Below are 12,649 nucleotides of genomic sequence, written 5' to 3'. Positions count from 1 at the left end.
ATTAATTTCTGCTGAAGATAAACAAAGCCTTTCTGTTGCCGGGGAGGCTTTGTTTGTTTACTATTAGTCTGAAAAACAGAATTTTTAAAAAATTTTAAATTCTTTAGTTACAGCTAATCTTTTTAACGGAGTAACCTTAATTTTAGCTGATTATTTCAAAATTTATCCAGCTGGTTACCTTTATCAAAAAGACTCTTATATTTGCCGATTATAGTAGTGCATAGCTGCGCCAAAATTTAAAAATTATCAATATCTGTTTTCGTTAATCGCATTAAAGCCCGTATTCCTTTTACACCAAGGCATATAATTTTTAAGTATAAAAAAACAAAATGACACAAACAGCTAAAATTGTTTATACCATAACGGACGAAGCCCCGGCTTTAGCCACGTATTCCTTATTGCCCATTATTAAAACTTTTACGCAAGCTGCCGATATCGCCGTTGAAACCAGAGATATTTCGCTGGCCGGCCGGATTCTGGCTGCTTTTCCGGAGAACTTAACCGACGAGCAAAAGCAAAACGACGATTTAGCTTACCTCGGCGAATTAGCCAAAACCCCGGAAGCCAATATAATTAAATTGCCAAATATCAGTGCTTCTATTCCGCAGTTAACGGCGGCTATTAAAGAACTGCAAAGCCAGGGTTACAACATCCCGGATTATCCGGCCGAGGCGCAAAGCCCTGCCGACAACGAAATCAAAGCCCGGTATGCCAAAATTTTAGGTAGTGCCGTAAACCCAGTTCTCCGCGAAGGTAACTCCGACCGCCGCGTGGCCGATCCGGTGAAACAATATGCCAAAAAAAATCCGCATTCCATGGGTGCCTGGACCTCAAATTCTAAGTCGCACGTAGCCCACATGGAAAGCGGCGATTTTTACGGCAGCGAACAATCCGTAACCCTGGAGCAAGCCGGGGAAGTTAAAATTGAGTTTGTAGGAGCAAACGGCGCTACCAAAACTTTAAAAGAAAACTTAAAGCTGAAAGAAGGCGAAGTTATTGATGCTTCGGTAATGAGTAAAAAAGCGTTGCGCGCCTTTTATGAAAAAGAAACTGCCGCAGCCAAAGAACAGGATGTATTATTATCGTTGCACCTGAAAGCTACCATGATGAAGGTATCGGACCCAATTATGTTTGGCCACGCGGTAACCGTATTTTTTAAAGATTTATTCGAAAAACACGCCGCTACTTTTAAATCATTAAACGTAGACCCGAACAATGGCTTTGGCGATGTGTTAGCTAAAATTCAAAGTTTGCCCGAAAACCAGCGTGCCGAAATTGAAGCCGATATTAAGAAAGCTTACGAAAATAATCCCCGACTGGCCATGGTAGATTCTTCCAAAGGTATCACTAATTTAAATGTACCCAACGATGTCATTATCGATGCCTCCATGCCGGCTGCTTTCCGGACTTCTGGCCAGATGTGGGGCCCGGACGGTAAATTACACGATACCAAATTCATGATTCCGGACCGTAATTACGCCGGAATTTACCAGGCCGTTATTGATTTCTGCAAAAAGAACGGTGCTTTTGACCCGAGCACCATGGGCACCGTGCCTAACATTGGTTTAATGGCCCAGAAAGCCGAAGAGTACGGTTCGCATGATAAGACTTTCCAGATTGCCGAAGCCGGTACTGTGCGGGTAGTAGATGCCGCTGGTAATACCTTAATGGAGCACCAAGTAGAAGAAGGCGATATCTGGCGGATGTGCCAAACCAAAGATTTGCCGATTCAGGACTGGGTAAAGTTAGCCGTAACTAGGGCTCGCATTACCAACACGCCGGCAATTTTCTGGTTAGATAAAAACCGGCCGCACGATGCTAACTTAATTAAAAAAGTAGAACGTTACCTGCAAGACCACGAAACTACCGGTTTAGAAATAAAAATAATGGCACCGGTAGAAGCCATGCAATATACCTGCGAGCGGGCCAAAGCGGGCCAAGATACCATTTCGGTAACCGGTAACGTGTTGCGCGATTACTTAACCGACTTGTTCCCGATTCTGGAATTAGGTACCAGCGCCAAAATGCTTTCGATTGTGCCATTGCTGGATGGCGGCGGTTTATTTGAAACCGGTGCCGGCGGATCGGCCCCGAAACACGTGCAACAGTTTATTGAAGAGAATTATTTGCGTTGGGATTCTTTAGGTGAGTTTTTAGCTTTAGGCGTGTCGTTAGAAGATTTGGCTTATAAAACAAAAAACGATAAAGCCCAGGTGCTGGCTGAAGCTTTAAACCAGGCAAACGGTAAATTTTTAGAAAACGATAAATCGCCGGCACGTAAAGTAGGTGGCATTGATAACCGCGGCAGTCATTTTTACCTGGCACTGTACTGGGCGCAAGCCATGGCCGAGCAAACCAAAGACCCGGAGTTACAAGCCCGGTTTAAGCCATTGGCCCAGCAGCTTACCGAAAACGAAAGCAAAATTGTAGAAGAACAAATTGCCGCCCAAGGTAAACCCGTAGATATTGGCGGCTATTACCACCCGGATGCGCAAAAAGTAGAACAAGCCATGCGACCCAGCGCTACTTTAAACGCTGCTTTAGCTAATTTTTAAAATTTTAAATTTTTCTATAAAACAAAAAGGCTGTTTAGTATAAACAGCCTTTTTGTTTTATAGTAATTAACCTAACGTGAGTTCAAGGTAAACTTTTAACTATACAAACAGCAAAAAACAGTACTAATAACAACCTTAAAACTATATATATCTTACGCTTCTTACTATCTAATACAGTCATTCTGGAAGAATCTAATCAGTAAGTAACTGATTAGATTCTTCCAGAATGACGTAGATGGGGCAGAATAGCTTATCTCGAACTCACGTTAACCTAATCTAACCTGTAACGAAGCTTAGATAAAGTTCGGGCCTTTTTTACTTTTGGCATCCGCCAGAAAATCTTTTACGCGCTGCTCGTCTTCTTTGGGGCAAATCATCAGTACGTTATCGTATTCCGCAATAATAAAATCATGTAAGCCATCCACTACTACTAAACGGTCGTGGGGCGTTTTTACAATGCAGTTGGTTGTTTCGTAAAGCATTACCTCGCCATCTACTACATTGCCTTGCGCATCTTTATTCCCGATGGCATACAGCGAATTCCAGGTACCTAAATCAGACCAGCCTAAGTCACTTGGGAGCATGTACACGTTTTCGGCTTTTTCCATGATGCCGTAATCAATGGATATGTTGCGGCAATGCGAGTAAGCCCGGTTAATAAAAGCCGCTTCCTGATCGGTATGCAGCACCGGAATTCCTTCGTCAAAAATTTCGGCTATTTCGGGTAAAAATTCTTTAAACGCTTTTAAAATGCTTTGCACATTCCAGATAAAAATACCGGCATTCCATACAAAATCACCGCTTTCCAGAAAAACCTGGGCAATTTCCAGGTTAGGCTTTTCGGTAAAGGTTTTAACTTTTTTTAATTCCTGGTCCCCTTCCAGGTACTGAATATAACCGTAGTTGGTGTCGGGCCGGCTGGGCGTAATACCTAACGTAATTAAGATATCCGATTCGTTGGCGGCCGCCAACGCTTTTTTAATTTTTTCTTCAAAAGCCGCTTGTTTTAAAATTACGTGGTCGGCGGGGGCCACTACCATGTTTGCTTTGGGGTTAAGCTGATTTATTTTATAAGCAGCATACGCAATGGCCGGCGCGGTATTCCGGCCAATGGGTTCGCATAAAATCTGACTTTCTTTTAAAAATGGCAGTTGCTGTTTTACCAGATCGTAATAATCGGCGTTGGTAACAATAAAGATGTTTTCTTTCGCGCAAATATGCTCGAACCGGCTAACCGTGGTTTGCAGCATAGATTCCCCGACCCCTAATACATCGTGAAACTGTTTTGGATAATTAACTCGGCTGAAAGGCCAGAAGCGGGTTCCGATTCCGCCGGCCATTATTACGGCATAGGTTTGCTGCATCATAAATTAAACTAAACCTTCTTTTAAAAGATCGTGTAAGTGAATGAATCCGGTAAAAATACTGGATTTTGTGACAATTAACTGGGTTATATTTTTTTTCTGCATTAAAGCTAAAGCGGCCGTAGCGTATTCGTCTTCATCAATGGTTAACGGGTTCCGGGTCATAATGTCGGCGGCTGTAATGGTTTCCAACGATTCGTAGTTGGTAAGCATGCGCCGCAAATCGCCATCGGTAATAATACCGGTTAAAGTACCGCTCCCGGATTCCAATACGGCTGTAGCGCCTAACCGTTTAGAAGAAATCTGAATAATTATTTCTTTTAGGTTCGCCTTTTCGCTAACCATCGGTACCTCATGCTGTTTGTAAATATCGCTTACCTTTAAATACAGCTGCTTGCCCAAAGAGCCACCGGGGTGCAGTTCGGCAAAATCGCGGGTACTAAAGTTGCGGGCTTCTAACAAACAAATGGCTAAAGCATCGCCCAGAGCTAGGGCTGCCGTGGTACTGGAGGTGGGCGCCAGGTTGTGCGGGCAGGCTTCTTTTGCTACCGTGGCATTTAATACAAAATCGGCATTTTGGGCCAGATAGGAGTTTACATTACCCACTAAAGCCGCTAATTTTACTTCTTTGCGTTTGAGCAGGGGAGTTAAAACTTTAATTTCGGGAGTGTTGCCGCTCTTCGATAAGCAAATTACAAAATCATCGGCCTGAATCATGCCTAAATCCCCGTGAATGGCATCGGCGGCGTGCATAAACATGGCCGGCGTACCCGTTGAGTTAAGCGTTGCTACAATTTTGGAAGCAATTATGGCGCTTTTACCGATGCCCGTAACTACCACCCGGCCTTTTATTGCTAATATTGCATCAACACAAGCCTCAAAATCAGAATTTATAAACGATATAAGGTTTTGAATAGCAATAGCTTCGTCTTCTAAGACTTTTTTTGCAATAAATTTAATATTTTTAGCTATATTCAATTTAAATTTGTGTTAAACATTCAGAGGATTTAAATTTAGATAAGGTTCTAAATTATTTTATACGCTACACCATGTCACTTACGCAAGAGGTCAGTTTAAAAAGCAAATTAAAGGAAGTTTTTGGGTTTAGTCAATTTAGAGGAAACCAGGAGGCTATCATCAATAATATTATCCGGGGCAATAATACATTTGTGATTATGCCTACCGGTGCCGGAAAGTCTCTTTGTTATCAATTACCGGCTTTAGTTCTGGACGGTACCGCCATTGTTATCTCGCCTTTAATTGCCCTGATGAAAAACCAGGTTGATCAATTAAACGCTTTTGGTGTAAATGCCCAATTTTTAAATTCGACCTTATCCAAAGCCGAAATCAATAAAGTAAAAAAAGAAACTATCAGCGGCGAAGTAAAGCTGTTATACGTGGCGCCGGAATCGCTGACCAAGGAAGAAACCATTGAATTTCTGCAAAAAGCCAAAATATCGTTTGTAGCCATTGATGAGGCGCACTGTATTTCGGAGTGGGGGCACGATTTTAGACCGGAATACCGCAAAATCCGGGGCATTATTGATAACATTGGCGATTTGCCCATTATTGCTTTAACCGCCACGGCTACGCCTAAAGTGCAGCTGGATATTCAGAAAAACCTGCAGATGGACGATGCCTCGGTTTTTAAATCGTCGTTTAACCGCACCAATTTATATTACGAAGTACGCCCTAAGCACAATACCAAAAAGCAACTGATACAATACGTAAAAAAGCATAAAGGCAAAAGCGGCATTGTGTATTGTTTGAGCCGCAAAAAAGTAGAAGAAATTGCCGAGTTGCTGCGGGTGAACGATGTAAAAGCCTTGCCTTACCACGCCGGTTTAGATGCCAGCGTGCGCATGGCCAACCAGGACGCTTTCCTGAACGAAGATGCCGATGTAATTGTAGCGACCATTGCCTTCGGGATGGGGATTGATAAGCCGGATGTGCGGTTTGTAATCCACTACGACACGCCTAAATCCATTGAAGGTTATTACCAGGAAACCGGCCGGGGCGGCCGCGATGGCTTGGAAGGCAATTGCCTTATGTTTTACTCTTACGAGGATATTGTAAAACTTGAAAAATTTAACAAAGATAAACCGGTAACCGAACGCGATAACTCGAAATTACTGCTGCAGGAAATGGCCTCGTATGCCGATTCGGCGGTTTGCCGCCGCAAGCAACTGCTGCATTATTTTGGCGAAACCTACGATAAAGATTGCCAGTTCTGCGATAATTGTTTGCACCCGCGCGAGCGCTTTGAAGCGCAGGACGAAGTGCTGCTGGCTTTGCAGGCCGTTGTAAGTACCAATCAACGTTTTGGCATCGACCACATTGTAGATGTTTTGCGCGGTACCAATAACCAGTACGTAGAAAGCTACGGCCACGACCAACTGCCGCAATATGGCCAAGGAGCAGAGCGCGATGTGCAGTTCTGGAGTTCTTTGCTGCGCCAGGTATTGCTTTCGGGTTTCCTGGAAAAAGATATCGAAAACTTTGGCGTGGTAAAAATTACCCCCAAAGGGCTTAACTTCATCGAAAATCCGCACCCGATTAAATTAACCAAAGACCACGACTTTGAGCAGGAAGTGCAGCAGGAAGAAGAAAAAGAAGAAACCCAATCTTCGGCCGGCCACGATACGGTTCTTTTTGACTTGCTTAAAGCCCTGCGGAAAAAACTGGCCAAAGAATTAGATTTGCCGCCTTACGTGCTTTTCCAGGATCCTTCGCTGAAAGAAATGGCTACTACTTACCCTACCACCAAAGAAGACCTAGCGCATATTGCCGGCGTGGGTATGGGCAAAGTGCAGAAGTTTGGCAAGCAGTTCCTGGATTTAATCAGTAAGTACGTAGAAGATAATGATATTGTAACGGCCGCCGATGTGGTGGTAAAAACCACCGTTAACAAATCAAAAATTAAAATTTACATCATCCAGCAGATCGATAAAAAAATGGACCTGGAAGAGATTGCTTCTTCTAAAGACATTACCATGCAGGAATTAATCGAAGAAATAGAACACATCTGCTACTCGGGTACCAAGCTTAACTTAAATTATTACATCGACGAAGTACTGGATAAAGAACGCCAGGAAGAAGTGTACGATTATTTTATGCAGGCCAGCACCGATAATATTTCGGTAGCCTTAAAAGAACTAGGTACCGACGATTACACCGAAGAAGATATCAGGTTAATGCGCATTAAGTTCTTAAGCGAATACGCCAACTAAAAATCGCGGATTTAAACGCATTAAGCCGATTACACGGATTCATTATGGGAACACTAAAATCCTGCTGTAAATAATCCGTTTTTTTAAAATTTTTGATTTTACCAATAACAAGAAAGGCTAACTATACCAGTTAGCCTTTCTTGTTATTAATTTTACTAAAGTCTTAGCGCGATAAGAATAAAGCAACAGCTAATAATAGGTGAGCAAAATATGGAAATCACTAAAATCCGCGTAATCCGTTTAATTTGTTAAAATCTGTGATCTAAATATTCCAAAAATAAACAAGAAACCCTGATTGAATTTTGATAACTTCGCAGCCTAAGCCGGTTGGTTTTTGGCGGGAATAATAAGATATTTTAAAAATTTCCCGCGCCAGCATTATTAAAATTCTTGCACCATGAACATATTAATTATCGGATCGGGCGGCAGAGAGCACGCACTCGCCTGGAAATTGAAACAAAGCGAATACTGCGAACGCATTTTTGTGGCTCCGGGTAATGCGGGTACTGCCCAAATTGCCACCAACGTAGATATTTCTATTTCCAACTTTGAAGAGTTAGCTAAGTTTGCCGATGATTTTAATATTATGATGTTGGTAGTTGGCCAGGAAGCCGCTTTGGTAGATGGCATTCACGATTACTTTCAAAGTCAGGAATACTTAAAACATATATTGGTGATTGGGCCCTGCAAGGCGGGCGCGCAACTGGAAGGCAGTAAAGATTTTTCGAAAAAGTTTATGCAGCAGTACCAAATTCCTACGGCCAGCTACCAAACTTTTACCCTTGATTCTTTCGATCAGGCGCTTACGTATTTGCAAACGCATGCGTACCCGGCGGTTTTAAAAGCCGATGGTTTAGCGGCTGGCAAAGGGGTAGTAATTGCTAATTCTTACGACGAGGCCGCCGCGGAACTGGAAGCCATGTTGCGCCAGCAAAAGTTTGGTGCCGCCAGCAGTAAAGTAGTAATCGAAGAGTTTTTGCAAGGCATTGAAGTTTCTGTTTTTATTTTAACCGATGGTAAAGATTACGTGCTGTTGCCGGAGGCTAAAGATTACAAGCGCATTGGCGAAGGCGACACTGGCTTAAATACCGGGGGAATGGGTGCTGTTTCGCCGGTGCCGTTTGTAAACGAGGTTTTTATGCAAAAAGTAAAATCCCGGATTATAGAACCTACTTTGTTGGGTTTGCAAACCGAAGGCATTCCGTACAGCGGTTTTATTTTTATTGGGTTAATGAATGTAAACGGCGAGCCTTATGTAATAGAGTACAACGTGCGCCTGGGCGATCCGGAAACGGAAGCAATTCTGCCCCGCATTCAATCCGATTTATTTGAGTTGTTCCGGGCTTTACACGACCACGAACTGAAAAATTTTAACTTAAAAGTAGATCCGCGTACCGCTGCTACCATTATGTTGGTGGCCGAAGGTTATCCGGGCGATTACCGCAAAGGCGATGAAATAACTGGTTTAGAAGCCGAAACGGAGACTCTGGTTTTTCAGGCGGGCACTTTACTAACCGAAAATAAAAAAATTGTGACGAATGGCGGCCGCGTACTGGCCATTACCGGCTTGGGTGACAACATGCTGGATGCTTTAGAGCAAGCCCGCCAAACCGCTGAAAAAATTACCTGGTCCGGCAGAAACTACCGCCGCGACATTGGCTTTGATTTAATTCCGAATTACAGCAGCTAATAAAAATATTTCATGAGAGGTAAAAAAAGAAGGCTAACTGATTACAATTAGCCTTCTTTTTTAATTATAAGTACTGGCTTTAGTTAAAACGGAATAACGTAAAAGTAAAATTTTTTAAAATTATTTTAGCAGTAATCTTCAAAAGCACCTTTCAGGTTATCTACAATACGAATTAAATCGTTGCCTTCGATGTGGTAGCGCTCAATCATGTGCACTAATTCGCCATTTTTAAATAAGGCTATAGAGGGAGAAGAAGGAGGGTAAGGCAGCATGTGCTCCCGGGCTTTAGCTACGGCTTCGCCTTCCATACCGGCAAATACAGTTACTAATTTATCCGGACGCTTTTCGCTGGAAGAGACGGCCATTTTTAAAGCCGGACGAGCTTTAGATGCGGCACAACCACAAACCGAGTTTACGGCCACTAAAACAGTACCTTCATTTCCTGACAGTACCTGTTCTACTTCTTCCGGGGTCATTAATTGCTCAAAACCAGCCGAAGTTAAATCTTCGCGGATTGGAGCTACCATATATTCAGGATACATTCCCATAATAATATTTTTTAATCGGGTTAATAAACTAATTCAGATGTAAAATTACACAAACTTTCTAATAAGTAATAAACGTAAAAAGAAAGGCATTCTGTTCCTTTTAACAATTTACTTTAAGCTTAGTTTAAAAATAAGATTTGTTTTCAATTCTTTAAGTTACTTCTCCGGAAGTTATTTTACATAGATGCATTAAAATGCTTCCATAACGTATGCAGCTGTGTCCTTTCTGGTAATTAAAACCTACGTTGCCGTTTAAACTTCTAAATAATGGAAGAAGAAAAAATAATTCCAATGTGGTTTAAAATTTATGATGTTTAAATAATATACTTTGATATTTTATAAATGGCACCTTTATTTTAAAGGTAAACCCCTTAAATCTTTTGCTTTTTAAACATTTATGGTTGTTATTTAATCTGGCAACTTTAGTTTGTTTTATGACTGCAAAGCAACCGGAATTAAAAAAAGTACTGAGACCGGTACATTTATGGGCTTTAGGGGTAGGGCTGGTTATATCGGGAGAATATTTTGGCTGGAACTACGGTTGGGGTGTAGCCGGCACCCTGGGGTTTTTACTAGCAACCCTGCTGGTAACAGTTTTCTACGTAACTTTTATATTTAGCTTTACCGAATTAACTACTTCTATCCCGCATGCGGGTGGTCCGTTTGCTTACGCTTACCGTGCTTTGGGTCCCCTTGGCGCCTTAGTGGCTGGTTATGCCACCTTAATAGAGTTTATTTTTGCCGCGCCCGCTATTGCCTTTGCTCTGGGTAGTTATGTGCATTTTTTTTACCCTTCTGTACCGGTACTTATCACGGCTTTATGTAGTTATGTTGTTTTTACTCTCTTAAATGCCTTAGGAGTTAAAGAATCAGCTTTGTTTTCGGTGGTAGTAACTACGTTGGCAGTACTGGAATTAGTGGTTTACCTGGGAGTCGTAGCGCCATCGTTTGAAACGAGAAATTTTTTAAAAAATTCCTTGCCTTATGGCTGGATGGGAATTTTTGCAGCTTTACCCTTTGCCATTTGGCTATACGTGTGCATCGAAGGAGTGGCGATGGCAGCAGAAGAAGTTAAAGATAGTAAAAAAGCCATTGCGCAAGGGTATGTTTCCGCCATACTCACGCTCATGGTGCTGGCTTTGGCCGTTATGATTTTAACTGGGGGTATTACAGATTGGCAAACCTTGGCCGTTATAGATTATCCTTTACCGGCTGCAATAGGAGTGGTGTTGGGGAAAGAAAATTCCTTAACTAAAATCTTTGCGAGTATTGGCTTATTTGGTTTAGTAGCTTCTTTTCACGGTATTATTTTAACTTATTCGCGACAATTGTTTGCTTTGGCCCGCAGCCGCTATTTGCCTTATTACCTGGCTCATGTCCATCCGCGTTTTAGAACGCCGCATCGGGCATTATTGGTGGGGGCTGCCTTTGGTATGCTGGCCTTGTTTTACCTCGACACCAGCAAGCTGGTAATCTTATCTACTTTTGGGGCAGTAATCATGTACATCATCAGTATGGTGAGTTTATTTGTGTTACGGGCTAAAGAACCGGATTTAGCAAGACCATTTAAAGCCCCCATATATCCTTATTTTCCCGGAATAGCTTTAGGGTTGGGAATTGTAGCGGCCATTGCCTTTTTGTATTATTATTTTTGGCTTTGCTTTATATTTTTTAGCGGATTGATTCTGGTAATTTTACTTTTTTACCTCACCGGATCGCACAAGAAATTATCGGTTATTTCTTTTATTTCAGAAGATAATCCGGAGCAAAAATTACCCGTAGCCAACCCTGTAATTAAACCGTCGGAAATATGAGTTACCGGTATACCGTGCAAAATCACACGTATTCGTTTCCGGATCTGAAAACACTTCTGGCCAAAGCTTCTCCGTACCGGTCCGGCGATGTTCTGGCGGGTTTGGCCGCCTTAACTTATGAAGAAAGAGTAGCCGCCCAACTCTGCCTGGCTGATGTACCTTTGCAGGCTTTTTTAAACGAAGCAATCATCCCTTATGAACACGACGAAGTTACCCGCTTAATTATTGACACCCACCATTCGGAAAAATTTAAAATAATCAGTCATTTTACCACGGGCGAGTTGCGCGACTGGATTTTACAGGAAGAGGTAGATTCGCTGGTTTTACAAAATCTGGCTTTGGGGTTAACGCCCGAGATGGTGGCAGCTGTTAGTAAATTAATGCGGAATCAGGATTTAATTGCGGTTGCCAAAAAGTGCGAAGTTATAACCAGGTTTCGTAATACATTAGGTTTAAAAGGAAGATTGGCTACCCGTTTACAACCCAACCATCCTACCGATGATCCCAAGGGCATTGCTGCTAGCGTATTAGATGGATTAATGTACGGCAGCGGTGATGCGGTTATTGGCATTAATCCGGCCACGGACCGCCCGGCTGATGCGATTAAACTTTTAGAAATGTTGGATTATTTACGGGACCAATTTGCTATACCAACGCAAACCTGCGTATTGTGCCACGTTACTACCGCTTTAGCAATAATGGCGCAACAAGCACCCGTCGATTTGGTATTTCAATCTGTTGGCGGTACCGAAAAAACAAACCAAAGCTTTGGAATAAATTTAAGTATGTTACAGGAAGCGTATGAGGCGGCTCTAGCTTTAAACCGTGGCAGCTTGGGTACCAACGTAATGTATTTTGAAACCGGCCAGGGTAGCGCTTTATCGGCTAATGCCCACGGCGGCGTAGATCAGCAAACCTGCGAGGCCCGGGCGTACGCGGTGGCTCGTCATTTTAAACCTTTGCTCGTTAATTCGGTGGTTGGTTTTATCGGACCGGAATACTTGTATAACGGTAAACAAATTACTCGGGCGGCCCTGGAAGATCATTTTTGCGCGAAGCTGCTTGGTTTACCCATGGGGGTGGATGTATGTTATACTAACCACGCCGATGTTGACCAGGACGATATGGATAATTTACTTACACTTTTGGGTGTAGCCGGGTGCAATTTTATTATGGGAGTGCCCGGGGCTGATGATATTATGTTGCATTACCAGTCCACTTCTTTTCATGATGCTTTATACGCCCGGAAAGTTTTAAACTTACGTCCGGCACCGGAGTTTGAACAATGGATGCAAAACCAAGGACTCATGAACGATAAGGGCCAGCTTTTACGGGTAAATAAAGGGCATCCTTTGCTGCAGAATGCTTTTTAATTAAATTTTTAAATTTTTTATTTTCGAACCAGCGTGTACGTTCATAAGATGTTGGCTTATAATGTAATTTATTCA

8 protein-coding genes are annotated in these 12,649 nt (G+C 42.5%); 5 read left to right on the top strand and 3 right to left on the bottom strand.

All coding sequences use genetic code 11. From position 1 onward, the window contains the following. Nucleotides 1-329 precede the first annotated feature (329 nt). Nucleotides 330-2,555 carry an NADP-dependent isocitrate dehydrogenase gene (locus tag HUW51_RS22160; RefSeq protein ID WP_185271781.1) on the top strand — a complete coding sequence of 742 codons (2,226 nt, stop codon included), beginning with the start codon at nucleotides 330-332 and terminating at the stop codon, nucleotides 2,553-2,555. 293 nt (nucleotides 2,556-2,848) lie between these two features. Here the strand turns inward: HUW51_RS22160 and HUW51_RS22155 are convergent, their stop codons facing one another. Both HUW51_RS22155 and HUW51_RS22150 read right to left on the bottom strand, forming a co-directional pair. Then, entirely contained in the window at nucleotides 2,849-3,919 is a 1,071-nt protein-coding gene (locus HUW51_RS22155; protein ID WP_185274632.1) for a mannose-1-phosphate guanylyltransferase, read from the bottom strand. Between the two features lie 6 nt (nucleotides 3,920-3,925). Next, nucleotides 3,926-4,897 carry a KpsF/GutQ family sugar-phosphate isomerase gene (locus HUW51_RS22150; RefSeq protein ID WP_185271780.1) on the bottom strand — a complete coding sequence of 324 codons (972 nt, stop codon included), beginning with the start codon at nucleotides 4,895-4,897 and terminating at the stop codon, nucleotides 3,926-3,928. A 71-nt stretch (nucleotides 4,898-4,968) separates the two neighbouring features. Here HUW51_RS22150 and recQ point away from each other — a divergent pair, with 71 nt between their 5' ends. Both recQ and purD read left to right on the top strand, forming a co-directional pair. Further along, the gene (gene recQ, locus HUW51_RS22145; protein ID WP_185271779.1) at nucleotides 4,969-7,149 is read left to right on the top strand and encodes a DNA helicase RecQ; all 2,181 of its coding nucleotides are present in this window, start codon (nucleotides 4,969-4,971) and stop codon (nucleotides 7,147-7,149) included. Nucleotides 7,150-7,546: 397 nt separating this feature from the next. Beyond that, complete coding sequence (purD, locus tag HUW51_RS22140) at nucleotides 7,547-8,839, top strand: phosphoribosylamine--glycine ligase (protein ID WP_185271778.1); 1,293 nt, start codon at nucleotides 7,547-7,549, stop codon at nucleotides 8,837-8,839. 125 nt (nucleotides 8,840-8,964) lie between these two features. On the opposite strand, the gene HUW51_RS22135 is transcribed toward purD, so the two are convergent. Next, on the bottom strand, nucleotides 8,965-9,381 hold the full coding sequence (locus HUW51_RS22135; RefSeq protein ID WP_317175629.1) for a BrxA/BrxB family bacilliredoxin: 417 nt from the start codon (nucleotides 9,379-9,381) through the stop codon (nucleotides 8,965-8,967). Nucleotides 9,382-9,821: 440 nt separating this feature from the next. Between HUW51_RS22135 and eat the strand changes: the two genes are divergently transcribed. Continuing rightward, nucleotides 9,822-11,201, top strand: coding sequence for an ethanolamine permease (eat, locus tag HUW51_RS22130; protein ID WP_185271776.1), 1,380 nt, complete (start codon nucleotides 9,822-9,824; stop codon nucleotides 11,199-11,201). Next, nucleotides 11,198-12,574, top strand: a complete 1,377-nt coding sequence (locus HUW51_RS22125) for an ethanolamine ammonia-lyase subunit EutB (RefSeq protein ID WP_185271775.1) — start codon at nucleotides 11,198-11,200, stop codon at nucleotides 12,572-12,574. The genes eat and HUW51_RS22125 overlap by 4 nt, the downstream gene beginning before the upstream one ends. Nucleotides 12,575-12,649 lie beyond the last annotated feature (75 nt).

The organism is Adhaeribacter swui (assembly GCF_014217805.1).
Taxonomy (GTDB): domain Bacteria; phylum Bacteroidota; class Bacteroidia; order Cytophagales; family Hymenobacteraceae; genus Adhaeribacter; species Adhaeribacter swui.
This window is presented reverse-complemented; position numbering and strand designations above follow the sequence as displayed.

Coding starts and splice junctions, on each gene's coding strand:
- HUW51_RS22160 (WP_185271781.1), top strand. CDS start 330: ATGACACAAACAGCTAAAATTGTTTATACCATAACGGACGAAGCCCCG.
- HUW51_RS22155 (WP_185274632.1), bottom strand. CDS start 3,919: ATGCAGCAAACCTATGCCGTAATAATGGCCGGCGGAATCGGAACCCGC.
- recQ (WP_185271779.1), top strand. CDS start 4,969: ATGTCACTTACGCAAGAGGTCAGTTTAAAAAGCAAATTAAAGGAAGTT.
- purD (WP_185271778.1), top strand. CDS start 7,547: ATGAACATATTAATTATCGGATCGGGCGGCAGAGAGCACGCACTCGCC.
- HUW51_RS22135 (WP_317175629.1), bottom strand. CDS start 9,381: ATGTATCCTGAATATATGGTAGCTCCAATCCGCGAAGATTTAACTTCG.
- eat (WP_185271776.1), top strand. CDS start 9,822: ATGACTGCAAAGCAACCGGAATTAAAAAAAGTACTGAGACCGGTACAT.
- HUW51_RS22125 (WP_185271775.1), top strand. CDS start 11,198: ATGAGTTACCGGTATACCGTGCAAAATCACACGTATTCGTTTCCGGAT.